A 13,795-nucleotide genomic window follows, 5' to 3' on the forward strand; every position below is an offset into this window, starting at 1 on the left:
GCGCCCGCGGCTCACCATTCACTCACCCAGCATCGAGCCGCTGCGGAGTTCGAGGATCTCCTGATAGTGCGGATTCTGCATCACGCCCAGGATGTTCCCGAACGGGTCGACGACCGACGCTGTCACGAAGCCGGCCTCCCGGGGAGTGATCGGCTCGTGTTCCCGTGCGCCGAGTGCGAGCAGCTTCGCAACCGTCTCCTCGATGTCGTCGACGTGCCAGAACACGACAGCACCCGCCGGATCGGTCACGGCCGCGTGTGGTGAGTAGCGGCGGTCGATGATGCCGAGCTCGTGCTCGTAGTCGCCGATGCGGTACTCGATGTATGCCGCCGGCCCGACCTCCGGGCGAACAAAATAGGGCTCGACGCCCAGGAGCTTCGAGTACCACTCCCGCGCCGCGTCGATGTCGTCGGCGAAATAGCTGACGGTGGCCATGCCTCTCAAGATCATCTTCGCTCCCGGTTTCTTTCGTTTTCAGCCCAACGATGATCCATGATCCGCCGCTTGACGGTATCCGTCAACGTGCACGGAACCACCCCGACTGAGGGCATTGACAGTCGAAAGAACCCGGCAGTAGCTTTCGGGCATGACATTCCAGTCGACGGATGCCTCGCGTCCGGCCGCATCAGGCGGCTCAGGAAAAGGACTAGCGGCGGGCACCCTCGGCCTCTGGGGCTCGGTGGTCATCGGGCTCGCGTCGACCGCTCCGGTCTACTCGCTCGTGGCGACCCTCGGTTTCGTCGTGCTCGCGGTCGGAGCGCAGGCCCCGATTGCGTTCATCGTTGCGTTCATCCCGATGCTCTTCATCGCCTTCGCCTACCGCGAGCTCAACCGGGCCGTGCCCGACTGCGGCACCACATTCACGTGGGGCACCAAGGCGTTCGGTCCATTCGTCGGCTGGATGGGCGGCTGGGGCGTCGCCGTCGCCGGTATGGTCGTTCTGGCAAACCTCGCCCAGATCGGTGGCCAGTACCTCTGGCTCCTTGTCGGAGACGGATCGCTCGCCTCCAACGTTCCCCTCGTCACGGCGACCGGCGTGCTCTTCATCGCCCTCATGACCTGGGTGAGCTACCGCGGCGTCGAGTTCGGTGAGCGGATGCAGAACATCCTCCTCGCCGTGCAATACATCGCCCTCGCCCTGTTCGTCATTGTCGCGTTCGTCCACGTCGCGAACGGCACAGCACCGAACCCCACCCCGGTCTCGCTCGACTGGTTCAACCCGCTCGCCTTCACCGACTACTCGGGCTTCATCGAGGCTGTGCTCCTGGCTCTCTTCATCTACTGGGGCTGGGACACCTGCCTTGCTCTCAACGAAGAAACGAGGGACCCGAAGCGCATCCCCGGCCTCGCCGCCCTCGTGACCACGGTCGTCCTCCTCGTCACCTACGTTGGCGTCGCGGTCGCCGCGATGTCGTACGCGGGACTCGGAACGGATGGCGCGGGTCTCGGCAACGAGGACAACGCGACCGATGTGTTCCTTGCCCTGAAAGATCTCGTCCTCGGCCCGTGGGCCTGGATCCTTGTCGTCGCGGTCCTCGTCTCGGCGGTGTCGTCGACCCAGACGACGATCCTTCCCACCGCTCGCGGCACCCTCTCGATGGCGGCATACAAGGCGCTTCCCCGCCGGTTCGCCACCGTGCATTCGAAGTATCACACCCCGTCGTTCTCGACCCTCGTCATGGGAACCGTCGCCATCGTCTATTACGTCGGCATGACCTTCATCTCGGAGAACATCCTTGCCGACTCGATCCTGTCGCTCGGTCTCGCGATCGCCTTCTACTACGGCATCACCGGTTTCGCCTGCGTCTGGTACTTCCGTAAAGACCTCTTCAACTCAGCACGGGACTTCTTCTTCAAGGGGCTGTTCCCGCTTCTCGGCGGCCTGATGCTCGGCTACGCGTTCATCCAGTCCTGCATCGACATGTACGACGTCGACTACGGCTACACGGTGCTCTTCGGCATCGGCGGTACCTTCGTCGTCGGTGTTGGGGCTCTCGCGTTCGGCGTCGTCCTCATGCTGATCTGGTGGACCCGCCCGAACTCGAAACCGTTCTTCCGTGGCGAGAGCCTCAACCGTGACACCGCCGTGCTCGTGCCGGAGACCCCCGAGACCTACGGCCGTTCGGTCGACGGCGGGCTGACCTAAGGAACCCATGCGCATTCTGATCCTCGGCAGCGGGGGAGTCGGTTCAGCCGCCGTTCGCATCGCCGTCCGTCGCGACTTCTTCGACACGCTCGTCCTCGCCGACTACGACCCGGCCAGGCCCCAGGCGCTCGTCGATGACATCGCCGACGATCGCCTTGTTGCCGCACAGGTCGACGCCTCCAACAGCGACGCCGTCGCGAGCCTCATCCGGGAGCACGACATCAGCCATGTGCTCAACGCCGTCGACCCACGCTTCGTGATGCCGATCTTCGACGGCTGTTTCGCCGCCGGCGCCGTGTACCTCGACATGGCGATGAGCCTGTCTCGACCGCATCCCGAGAAACCGCACGAACTCCCCGGTGTGAAGCTCGGCGATGAGCAGTTCGCCCAGGCAGAAAAATGGGCGGATGCCGGTCGGCTCGCCCTGGTCGGGATCGGCGTCGAGCCCGGACTCAGCGACGTGTTCGCGCGCTATGCCGAAGACGAACTATTCTCCGAGATCGACGAACTCGGCGTCCGCGACGGAGCCAACCTCACGGTCGACGGTTACGACTTCGCCCCGTCGTTCTCGATCTGGACAACGATCGAGGAGTGCCTCAATCCGCCGGTGATTTTCGAGAAAGACCGCGGCTGGTACACGACGCCCCCGTTCAGTGAACCGGAGGTCTTCGACTTTCCCGAGGGCATCGGACCCGTCGAGTGCGTCAACGTCGAACACGAAGAAGTCCTGCTCATGCCGCGGTGGACGAAAGCAAAGCGGGTCACCTTCAAGTATGGGCTCGGCGATGAATTCATCAACGTGCTCAAGGTGCTCCACACCCTCGGGCTCGACAAGACCGAGCCGCTCACGGTGAAGGGCGTCCAGGTCGCTCCCCGCGACGTCGTCGCGGCCGGACTCCCTGACCCGGCGACCCTCGGCGACCGCATGCACGGTAAAACGTGCGCCGGGGTGTGGGTCCGGGGCACTGGCAAGGACGGCAAGCCCCGCTCCACCTACCTCTACCACGTGGCAGACAACGAACGGACGATGGCGGAGTACGGGTCACAGGCGGTGGTCTGGCAGACCGCACTCAACCCCGTGATCGCACTCGAACTGCTCGCAACCGGCGTCTGGACAGGCGCCGGCGTGCTCGGCCCCGAGGCGTTCGACGCCCGACCGTTCCTCGATTTGCTGGCAGCGGATACTCCGCGCGGCTACGGTTCCCCCTGGGGTATCGAGGAGAAATAATCTCTCAGCCGGGCACGGGTAGGCTAGACACGTGAATCCGAGTGCCACGCGGCGTGCCACGAGTCTGTCCAGCCACCTGGGCTCAACCGACCGCATCTTCGCCTCGCCTAAAACCAGGCAACTGCTCGCGGCCGTCGACGACGGCCTCGAGCAGATCGAACGCGGGCTCGACACGGAGCTGATGTTCGCCGACACGATCGCCGATGCGTCCACCCGGTACCTCCTCGAGGCCGGCGGCAAGCGCGTGCGGCCCATGCTCATCCTTCTCACCGCTCAACTCGGCGGCGGCAACACCGTCGACGTGATCACCGCGGCCGAAGCGATCGAAATCACCCACCTCGCCTCGCTCTACCACGACGACGTCATGGACGACGCCGACCGCAGGCGCGGTGTGCCGAGCGCGCACGCCGTCTTCGGCAACTCGGTCGCCATCCTCACGGGCGACCTGCTGTTCGCCCGCGCCAGCCAGCTCATGGCCGGGCTCGGAGAGCGAGCGATCAAGCTGCAGTCCAACACATTCGAACGTCTCGTCCTCGGCCAACTCCACGAGACCGTTGGCCCCAGGGACGGCGAGAACGAAGAAGCGCACTACCTCCAGGTGCTCGCAGACAAGACCGGCTCGCTCATCGCCGCAGCCGCGCAGGCCGGAGTCATCTTCTCCGGCGCCGACGAATCGTACGAGCCCGCCGTCGTCGAGTACGGCGAGAAGATCGGTGTTGCGTTCCAGCTCATCGACGACGTCATCGACCTGTCGCCGCAGCCCGAGGAAACCGGCAAGGTGCCTGGCACCGACCTCCGCGCCGGCGTCGCGACCCTGCCGCTCATTCACCTCCGCGTTCTTGCCGAAACGGACGACGATGCAGCCGCGCTCCTGGGCCGCATCGAGGCGGAAGCAGCGGGCGGAACCGATGGTGAAGCATCCGTCGATTTCACCGCCGCGATCACTGAACTTCGACAGCACCCCGTAACCACCCGTACCCTCGCTGAAGCACACCGCTGGGCTGCAGACGCCGTCGCGGCTCTCGAGCCGTTGCCGGACGGCCCCGTGAAGCAGGCATTGACACGATTCGCGGAGACGATCGTCGACCGCAGCAAGTAAGGAACCAGACGCAGATGACCAAACTGAGAGTCGCGATTGTCGGCGCCGGACCCGCAGGAATTTACGCTGCGGACATCCTCCTCAAAGCGGAGCGCAAGTTCGAGGTATCGATCGACCTGTTCGACCGCCTCCCCGCGCCGTACGGACTCGTTCGGTACGGAGTAGCTCCGGACCACCCGCGCATCAAGGGCATCATCAACGCACTCCGTGAGGTGCTCGACCGCGGTGACATCCGCGTCTTCGGCAACGTGGACTTCGGCACCGACCTCACCCTCGAGGACCTCAAGCGTCACTACCACGCCGTTATCTTCGCGACCGGAGCCGTCCGCGACGCTCCCCTCAACATCCCCGGCGTCGAACTCGAGGGCTCCTACGGTGCCGCCGACTTCGTGAGCTGGTTCGACGGCCACCCCGATGTGCCGCGCGAGTGGCCGCTCGAAGCTCAGTCAGTCGCCGTCATCGGCAACGGTAACGTCGCGCTCGACGTGTCCCGCATGCTCGCGAAGCACGCCGACGATCTTCTCTCCACGGAGATCCCCGAGAACGTGTACGAGGGCCTGAAGGCCTCCCCGGTCACCGACGTTCACGTGTTCGGCCGCCGCGGGCCGGCCCAGGTCAAGTTCACCCCGCTCGAGCTGCGGGAACTCGGCGAACTCAACGACGTCGACATGGTGCTCTACGACGAGGACTTCGACTATGACGAAGCATCGAAGACCGCCATCGCGAGCAACAAGCAGGTGATGGTGATCGACAAGATCCTGCAGAAGTGGCGCCAGCGACCCGCAGGTACCGCCTCTCGCCGTCTTCACTTGCACTTCTACGCGAAACCGCTCGAGGTCGTCGGCGACGAGAACGGCCGCGTCGCCGCGTTCCGTTACGAACGCACCCGACCGGATGCCGAGGGTGGCGTCGTCGGGACGGGCGAGATCCGCGAGGTCCCGGTCCAGGCGCTCTACCGGGCTGTCGGGTATTTCGGGTCGCCGCTCGAGGGCATCCCGTTCGACAAGAAGCACGGCGTCATCCCGAACCGCGAGGGTGTCGCCCTGAAGAAGGGCAGCAACGATGTGGTTCCCGGTGTGTACGCCACCGGCTGGATCAAGCGCGGCCCCGTCGGCCTGATTGGGCACACCAAATCGGATGCCATGGAAACAATTCGCCACGTCATCAACGGTGAAGGCAGTTGGTGGGCTCCTGAGTCGCCGTCCGAGGAATCGGTCGTCGAACTCCTCGAGTCCCGCGGTGTGAAGTACACCGACGTCGACGGGTGGCACAACCTCGACCAGCACGAGATCTCACTCGGCGCACCGCACGGTCGCGCTCGCGTGAAGGTCGTTCCCCGCGAGGACATGGTGTCGATCTCGCGCAACGAGACAGCGACGGTTTAGGGCAGATCTCCCCATGGGTCGATGTGTTCCCGCCCGATAGGGTGGGGACCATGTCGAACCCAGCGAATCCCCAGACCCCGTACGGCCAGCCGACGGGAGCCCCAGCGGGTTACCCGCAGCAGCAGCAGCAGCAGCAGTCGCAGCGGCCTCCGCTCGATAAGTCCGTACTGCGGCAGGTGATGTTCGGGGGTGCCGTGGTGGTCGGATACGCCGTGGTCGCGAGCATCCTCTCGATCATCAGCAGGTCCGTCTACGGATTCCGTGCTGAAATCCTGTTCGGCACGTTCTGGAGCATCTTCATCGCGGTCGTCTTCGTCGCGGGTGCCGCGGTGAGCGCCCTCTACATCGCTTCGCTCGCGAAGGCGGCCTCAGCGGTCGACCTGCTCAAAAAGCTCGCCATCGCCGCAGCCGTCGGTGCTGCCGCGCTTCTCGTGATCAACTTCATCTGGTCCGTCGTCACCGGAGGCGAGTACCTCGTCCAGTCGATCGTGAGCTCAGGTATCGTCGGGTCGATTTCGACCGGGCTCGTCTACGGCAGCCTCTTCGCGCTCGGCGTCCTCATCGCCCGGTTGCTCCCGCCCCGCCAACATGCGCCACAGGCCGCGAGCCAGCAGGCCTACGGTCACCCTGCGCCCCAAAGTGCTCAGCCCCAGGGCGCCCAGCCCCAGAGCTACCCGCAGCAGCAGCAGCAGCAGCAGCAGCAGCAGCCGGCGCCGCAGCAGGCGCCCCAGGGCTACCCGCAGCAGCCGGGCGAGCCGCAGAACTTCGGGCAGCAGCAGCCTCCCCTCCCGCCCCAGGCGTAGCATCCGGTGGCCGCCGTCCCGAACGTGAGCGGCGGACGGTGGGTCCCCGACATCCTGGGATCCCCGTTCGAATCGCTCACCCTGCCGTTGAAGGACGATTGGCAAGGTGAGGTCGTCGCAACGCTCGTGCGTCGGCGCCCCACGCGATTCGCCGGTTTGCGCACCGCGTTCGCCGACGCTGCAGGGTGGGACGTGCTCTACGTTCACGGCTGGTCCGACTACTTCTTCCAGACCGAGCTGGCCCAGTTCTGGGAGGAACGCGGCGCCCGGTTCTTCGCTCTCGACCTGCGCAAGTACGGGCGCAGTCTGCTCCCGGAACAGACACCCGGGTACGCGGCGAGTCTCGACGTGTACGACGAAGACCTCGAGGCGGCGCTCACCGTGATGGGCCACGGGCCGGACAGCGAAGACGGGTCACGCCGGCTGCTTCTCATGGGGCATTCCACCGGCGCGCTCACGCTCAGCCTGTGGGCCGACCGGCATCCGGGTCGTGTCGATGCCCTCGTGCTCAACAGCCCATGGCTCGAATTCCAGGCCGGCGCGATCGCTCGACGTGCGATCGCGCCGCTCGCCAACATCGGTGCCAGGATCGACCCTCGCGCTCAATTGCCGAACGTCGACCTCGGCTTCTACAGCCGTGCGGTGTCGAAGGCGATGGACGGGGAGTGGGAGTACAACACCGACTGGCGTCCGGCCCGCGGGTTTCCGGCGCACCCGGCCTGGCTCGCCGCAGTTCTCGCCGGGCACGCCCGCGTCGACGAAGGACTCTCGATCACCGCTCCGGTGCTGAGCCTCGTGTCTGCCCGCTCCACCCTGTCGGCGACCTGGACACCCGAGATGCTGTCGAGCGACATCGTTCTCGTCGTCGACGACATCGCCAAGCACTCGCTCAAGCTTGCTCCGACGGTGACCGTCACGCGCATCGAGGGGGCGCTCCACGACGTGCTGCTCTCCAGGCCAGCGGTGCGCGCGGCGGCGTACGCCGAGATCGCGCGCTGGGCGTCCGCGTACCTCGACTGACGGCATCCGTCGGTCGTGCTCGCATCGATCGGTCCACAAGGGTAATCCGTAGTCTGCAGCTATCGCCCTTTGGGCCCGATCGACGCGACGCTCAGTCGAGTTGCAGCGCCAGCCACAGATTGGTCCGCGCCTCGACCGTCGTGAGAGGGGCCGCTGTCAGCTTCTCCACGACCGAGATGCGGTTGCGGAGGGTGTGCCGGTGGATCCCGAGGGCTCGAGCGGCCGGGTCCCACTGGCCGTGGTGTTCCAGCCACACGCGGGTGTCGCCGATGAGGTCCGTGCTGTTGGCTGCGTCGTACTCCCGCACCGGCCTGAGCAGTGTCCGCGCGATCTCCGCGGCGTCGGCGTGCGGGAGAAGGGCGGCGATGCCGCGTTCCGCGACCTCGGAGAAGGCGACGACGGATGCCGCGTCGCCGCTGCCCGTTTCGGCGCGCGTCGCCCGCGCGAGCGCTTGCGCGGCCTGGTTCGCCCCCGTCGCTGTTTCGCTCCACCTGAGCGGCTCGGAGATCCCGACCGGGAGGGACGAGAGGGAACCCAGTTCTGTCGCGAGCTGCGTGGCATCCGTTGCGGAAACGGCGACAATCACGCGCCCGTCGCTCGCGGCGAAAAAGAGGGTGCCGGAGAACTCCGCGTCGCGTGCCTCGAGTTCGCTGACGAGGGCATCACGCGCACCGGTTGCCGGAGCGAGCGCGAGAAAGCTCACCGGCTCGGCGGGAAGCGCGCCGCCCATCTGGCGGACGATCCGCCCGACGAGCGCGACGTTTCCCTCGAGCAGGGTCTGGAACAGTCCGCTGCGCAAGCGGGCTCGCGCCCGCGTCAGCTCCCGGTTCTGCTCGAGAGCGAGGCCGGTCAGGGCAACGACACTCGTCACGACGGTCTGGTCGGCCGAATCCAGTGGGCTCTCGCCGGCAACAACGAGAACGCCACGCAGCGCGCCACGGCGCCCGAGCGTCTGCAGGGTGACCCGTCCGGTGCCCACCGCCATGGTCGAACTCGAGCGCTGGCCGCGGCCGATGAGCCGTTCCGCTTCCTGAAGCACCCGTGACCGGGCGGCCTCGTCGGCCAGATCCGGAACGGCGGATGCTTCATCGAAGCTCAGTGCAAACGTCCCGCGGGTGTCGACGAGGGCCACGAACCGGCGCATCTGCCGCGACAGTTCCTTGAGAATCGCAGCCAGGGCATCCGGCCGGAGCGCCGCGAACGAGATGGCCCGCTGGGCGTTGAGCGCCCAGGTATCCCGGGCGTGCGCGGCCGCAGCGAGCAGGTCCGCCGTCTCGCGGATGACGGCGATGAACGGCACCCGGTACGGCACTTCGAAAAGCGGGAGCCCGGCGCGCTCGCACGCGGCGGTGAGTTCGGGTGGTGTTCCTTCGCGGATGACCTCGGTACCGAAGCCAACACCCACGATGCCGTGCCCGACGAGGCGGTCGACGTAAGCGTCGATATCGCCCCCGGCCGCCGAATCCGCGCCGAACTGCGTTCCTGTGGTGAGAACGACCTGGCCCGCGTCGAGAAACGGTGTTGGGTCAGGCAGGTCGGAGCTGTGGATCCACGAGACCGGTGCTGTCAGCCTCTCGGACCCGCCACCGGCCAGGAGCCTCAGGTCGAGCGCGCGGGTGCCGAGCAGCCGGGAGACGGTTGGTTGCATGCGCCCACCGTACGCGCTTTGACAGACTGGCGAAAGAACTGGCCTGGCGTGGACAATTCGTCAGGTTACTGTTTGGTGGAGTTGCTCTTAGTGTGGCAAGCACAGCCCCGAAGGAGATTGCACCGATGCCCACCACCCTGACGACCGCAACCGGAGGGCCGACCCTCGCCCAGGAACGCCGGATCGTGACCGCGATTCCCGGGCCACGCTCGCGAGAGCTGATGGCGCGCAAGACGCGAGCCGTCGCATCCGCTGTCGGAACCACGATGCCGGTCTTCGCCCAGGCAGCCGGTGGCGGCGTCGTTGTCGACGTCGACGGAAACTCGTTCATCGACCTGGGCTCGGGCATCGCTGTGACCGGAGTCGGCAACAGCGCACCCCGTGTCGTCGAAGCCGTGCAGGCACAGGTCGCTGCGTTCACCCACACGTGCTTCATGATTACCCCCTACGACTCGTACGTCGAGGTCGCCGAAGCGCTCAACCGGCTCACCCCCGGCGACCACGAGAAGCGCAGTGCCCTGTTCAACTCCGGTGCTGAGGCCGTCGAAAACGCCATCAAGGTCGCCCGCAGCTACACGGGCAAGTCGGCCGTCGTCGCGTTCGACCACGCGTATCACGGACGCACCAACCTCACGATGGCGCTCACCGCCAAGTCGATGCCGTACAAGAGCGGCTTCGGTCCGTTCGCCTCGGAGATCTACCGGGCCCCGATGTCGTACCCGTTCCGCGACGGGCTGAGCGGACCTGAAGCCGCCAGGCGGGCCATCTCGATGATGGAAAAGCAGATCGGCGCCGCGAACCTCGCCGCCATCATCCTCGAGCCGATCCAGGGCGAGGGCGGGTTCATCGTCCCGGCCGATGGCTTCCTTCCTGCCCTCGTCGAGTGGGCCCGTGCCAATGACGTCGTCTTCATCGCCGACGAAGTCCAGACCGGGTTCGCCCGCACCGGCGAGATGTTCGCGAGCGCGCACGAAGGAATCGTGCCCGACATCGTCGTCACAGCCAAGGGCATCGCCGGCGGTCTGCCGCTGTCGGCCATCACCGGGCGCGCCGAGATCCTCGACGCCACCCACGCCGGCGGCCTCGGCGGTACCTACGGCGGCAACCCGCTCGCGTGTGCCGCAGCCCTCGCCGCGATCGAAACCTATGAAGAGGACGACCTCGCCGGAGCGGCACGCCGCATCGGCGACACCATCCAGGCGCGATTCGCCGAAGCGCAGAAGACCGACGCCCGCATCGGAGACATCCGGGGCCGCGGCGCGATGATGGCCGTCGAGTTCGTCGACCCCGACACCAACGAACCGGATGCCGCGCTGACCGGCCGGATCGCGAAAGCGTGCCACGCGGAGGGCGTCATCGTGCTCACCTGCGGAACGTACGGCAACGTCATCCGCTTCCTGCCACCCCTGTCCATTCCCGACCAGCTGCTCACCGAGGGCATCGACATCGTCCTGACCGCATTGGAGAACGCATGACCACCGAGAAGGAACTGATCGCGAAAGTCCCCACCGGACTCTTCATCGGCGGCGAATGGCGCCAGACCGAGAAACGGATCGACGTGACGGACCCGTCGACCGGTGCGGTCCTCACGTCGATCGCCGACGCGTCCGCCGACGATGCCACTGCCGCGCTCGACGCAGCCGTCGCCGCGCAGGACGACTGGGCGGCGACAGCCCCGCGCACCCGCTCGAACATTCTGCGTAAGGCCTTCGACCTCATGCAGGAGCGCCGTGACGAGTTCGCGCTCCTGATGACGCTCGAGATGGGCAAGCCGCTCAGCGAGTCGAACGGCGAAGTGACCTACGGCGGCGAATTCCTCCGCTGGTTCAGCGAGGAAGCCGTACGGATCACCGGTCGCTACGGCGTCAACCCCGAGGGCACCGGGCGCATGACGGTGTCGCAGCACCCTGTCGGGCCCAGCTACCTGATCACCCCGTGGAACTTCCCGCTCGCGATGGCCACCCGCAAGATCGCGCCGGCGCTCGCCGCCGGCTGCACCGTCATCATCAAGCCCGCATCGCTCACCCCGCTGACCACGCTCTACTTCGCGAAGCTGCTCGAAGACGCTGGTCTCCCCGCAGGCGTGGTGAACGTCATCACGACCTCGTCGTCGGGTGCCGTCACCGAACCGCTCCTCAACGACTCGCGCCTGCGCAAGCTGAGCTTCACCGGATCGACCCCGGTCGGCCAGAAACTCATCGAGCAGTCAGCGAAGAACGTGCTGCGCACGTCGATGGAGCTCGGCGGGAACGCCCCGTTCGTCGTCTTCGAAGACGCGAACCTCGACGCCGCGGTCGACGGCGCGATCGCGGCGAAGTTCCGCAACGTCGGCCAGGCCTGCACCGCGGCGAACCGCTTCATTGTGCACTCCTCGATCGCGGACGAGTTCGCCCGCCGCGTGACCGAGCGCGTGAAGGCCTTCGGTATCGGTCGCGGCACCGAAGACGGCGTCACCATCGGCCCACTCATCGATGACCGAGCTGTCACCAAGGCGACCGAACTCGTCGACGACGCCGTGTCGAAGGGCGCGACGCTGCTCACCGGTGGCTCAGCTGTCGATCGCGACGGTAGCTTCTACGAACCGACCGTTCTCACCGATGTGAAGAAGGGCTCGAACATCCTCCGCGAGGAGATCTTCGGCCCGGTCCTCGCGATCGTTCCGTTCGACGACGAAGCGGATGCCGTAAGGCTCGCGAACGACACGGAGTACGGTCTCGTGAGCTACGTCTTCACACAGGACATCGCCCGCGGACAACGGATGATCGACAAACTCCAGACCGGAATGATGGGGCTCAACGTGGGCGTCATCTCGAACGCTGCCGCCCCATTCGGTGGCGTCAAGCAATCCGGGATCGGCCGGGAGGGTGGCTTCGAAGGAATCCACGAGTACCTCTCGACCAAATACACCATGACGCCGGCCTCCTGAGCTTCGGTTCCTCGGCAGAAAAGGACAGAACAATGACGTTGACCACACTCAGCACCCTCCAGAACTACATCGGCGGCCAGTTCGTCGACGCCTCACCCGGCGACACGCTCGACGTCGTCAACCCGGGCTCGGGCGAGGTCGTCGCCCGGTCACCGATCTCGACGGCCGAGGATGTGAATGCGGCGTTCGACGCGGCGAAGGCGGCGTTCCGCACGTGGAAACGCACCACACCGGGGCAGCGCCAGCGCATGCTCCTCGACCTCGCCGACGCCATGGAGACGAACGCCGATGAGCTCGTCGAGGCCCAGCACCGCAACACCGGCCAGCCACGAGAGACGATCCGGGTCGAAGAGGTAATGACGGGCGCCGACCACCTGCGGTTCTTCGCCGGCGCTGCCCGCGTGCTCGAGGGCAAGAGCGCGGGGGAGTACCTCGAGGATCACACCTCGTGGGTCCGCCGCGAACCGATCGGCGTCGTCGCCCAGGTGACCCCGTGGAACTACCCGCTCATGATGGCAATCTGGAAGATCGCCCCGGCCCTCGCCGCCGGAAACACCGTCGTGCTCAAGCCGAGCGACACCACCCCCGAGTCAACCCTCGTGCTCGCCCGGCTCAGCCACGGGATCCTTCCGGACGGTGTGCTCAACGTGGTCCTCGGCGACGGGTCCACCGGCCAGGCGATGACCGAACATCCGGTGCCGGGGCTCGTCTCGATCACCGGTTCCGTGCGCGCTGGAATGGCGGTCGCGGCATCCGCTGCGAAGAACCTGCACCGCGCTCACCTCGAACTCGGCGGGAAGGCCCCCGCCATCGTCTTCGCCGACGCCGATGTCGAGGCGACGGCCGAGGGGATCGCTGGAGCGGGATACTTCAACGCCGGCCAGGACTGCACCGCCGTCACCCGCGTGCTCGTGCACGAGTCGATCCACGACAAGTTCGTCGATGCTCTCGTCGCGGCTGCGGAAGCGACCAGGACGGGCGATGCCGAGGACCCCGACGCCTATTACGGCCCGCTCAACAACGCCTCCCACTTCGAGAAGGTGTCGAGCGTCATCGACGCGCTGCCCGACCACGCCAAGGTCGTCACCGGCGGCCACCGGGTCGGCGAGAAGGGCTTCTACTTCGCCCCGACCGTCATCACCGGCGTGAACCAGGTGGATGCCTGCGTGCAGGAGGAAACGTTCGGCCCGGTTCTCACCGTGCAGACGTTCTCGACCGAAGAAGAGGCGATCGAGCTCGCGAACGACGTTCAGTACGCCCTCGCCTCGAGCGTCTGGACTACCGACCACGGCACAGCCCTCCGGGTCTCCCGCGACCTCGACTTCGGTGCGGTGTGGATCAACACTCACATCCTGCTGGCCGCCGAGATGCCGCACGGCGGATTCAAGATGTCCGGCTACGGCAAGGACCTCTCGTCGTACGGGCTCGAGGACTACACCCGCATCAAGCACGTCATGTCGAGCCTCGCGTGAACGACGTTCACGCGAGTAGCCAGAAAGGCGATCCCGATACGGCCGCAGGCGACCTGCTCGATCAGCGA

11 protein-coding genes are annotated in these 13,795 nt (G+C 66.5%); 9 read left to right on the plus strand and 2 right to left on the minus strand.

Features of this window, described 5'->3' with window-relative positions:
* Positions 1 to 18: 18 nt before the first annotated feature.
* Positions 19 to 435: a VOC family protein gene (locus tag ACWA1Q_RS01575; RefSeq protein WP_463758961.1), complete on the minus strand. Its 417-nt coding sequence runs from the start codon at positions 433 to 435 to the stop codon at positions 19 to 21.
* 151 nt (positions 436 to 586) lie between these two features.
* On the opposite strand from ACWA1Q_RS01575, the gene ACWA1Q_RS01580 reads away from it, so the two are divergent.
* Genes ACWA1Q_RS01580 through ACWA1Q_RS01605 form a run of 6 tightly spaced genes read left to right on the plus strand, consistent with a single transcriptional unit; the run spans position 587 to position 7,681 of the window.
* Positions 587 to 2,146 (plus strand): APC family permease, encoded by a 1,560-nt coding sequence (locus ACWA1Q_RS01580; protein ID WP_463758963.1) that lies wholly within the window; start codon positions 587 to 589, stop codon positions 2,144 to 2,146.
* 7 nt (positions 2,147 to 2,153) lie between these two features.
* Positions 2,154 to 3,374: a saccharopine dehydrogenase family protein gene (locus ACWA1Q_RS01585; RefSeq protein WP_463758964.1), complete on the plus strand. Its 1,221-nt coding sequence runs from the start codon at positions 2,154 to 2,156 to the stop codon at positions 3,372 to 3,374.
* Positions 3,375 to 3,405: 31 nt separating this feature from the next.
* The gene (locus ACWA1Q_RS01590) at positions 3,406 to 4,473 is read left to right on the plus strand and encodes a polyprenyl synthetase family protein (RefSeq protein ID WP_463758966.1); all 1,068 of its coding nucleotides are present in this window, start codon (positions 3,406 to 3,408) and stop codon (positions 4,471 to 4,473) included.
* 14 nt (positions 4,474 to 4,487) lie between these two features.
* Complete coding sequence (locus ACWA1Q_RS01595; protein WP_463758968.1) at positions 4,488 to 5,858, plus strand: FAD-dependent oxidoreductase; 1,371 nt, start codon at positions 4,488 to 4,490, stop codon at positions 5,856 to 5,858.
* Between the two features lie 50 nt (positions 5,859 to 5,908).
* On the plus strand, positions 5,909 to 6,661 hold the full coding sequence (locus ACWA1Q_RS01600) for a hypothetical protein (RefSeq protein ID WP_463758970.1): 753 nt from the start codon (positions 5,909 to 5,911) through the stop codon (positions 6,659 to 6,661).
* 6 nt (positions 6,662 to 6,667) lie between these two features.
* Positions 6,668 to 7,681, plus strand: a complete 1,014-nt coding sequence (locus ACWA1Q_RS01605) for an alpha/beta hydrolase (protein WP_463758971.1) — start codon at positions 6,668 to 6,670, stop codon at positions 7,679 to 7,681.
* 91 nt (positions 7,682 to 7,772) lie between these two features.
* On the opposite strand, the gene ACWA1Q_RS01610 is transcribed toward ACWA1Q_RS01605, so the two are convergent.
* Positions 7,773 to 9,329 (minus strand): PucR family transcriptional regulator, encoded by a 1,557-nt coding sequence (locus tag ACWA1Q_RS01610; protein WP_463758972.1) that lies wholly within the window; start codon positions 9,327 to 9,329, stop codon positions 7,773 to 7,775.
* Positions 9,330 to 9,454: 125 nt separating this feature from the next.
* On the opposite strand from ACWA1Q_RS01610, the gene gabT reads away from it, so the two are divergent.
* The 3 genes from gabT to ACWA1Q_RS01625 are packed head-to-tail and all read left to right on the plus strand — an operon-like array spanning position 9,455 to position 13,727.
* The gene (gabT, locus tag ACWA1Q_RS01615) at positions 9,455 to 10,804 is read left to right on the plus strand and encodes a 4-aminobutyrate--2-oxoglutarate transaminase (protein ID WP_463758974.1); all 1,350 of its coding nucleotides are present in this window, start codon (positions 9,455 to 9,457) and stop codon (positions 10,802 to 10,804) included.
* Positions 10,801 to 12,255 carry an NAD-dependent succinate-semialdehyde dehydrogenase gene (locus ACWA1Q_RS01620; protein ID WP_463758975.1) on the plus strand — a complete coding sequence of 485 codons (1,455 nt, stop codon included), beginning with the start codon at positions 10,801 to 10,803 and terminating at the stop codon, positions 12,253 to 12,255. Before gabT ends, ACWA1Q_RS01620 begins: the two co-directional genes overlap by 4 nt.
* 32 nt (positions 12,256 to 12,287) lie before the next feature.
* Entirely contained in the window at positions 12,288 to 13,727 is a 1,440-nt protein-coding gene (locus ACWA1Q_RS01625; protein ID WP_463758976.1) for a gamma-aminobutyraldehyde dehydrogenase, read from the plus strand.
* Positions 13,728 to 13,795 lie beyond the last annotated feature (68 nt).

The organism is Mycetocola sp. TRD_SC_2 (assembly GCF_055361225.1).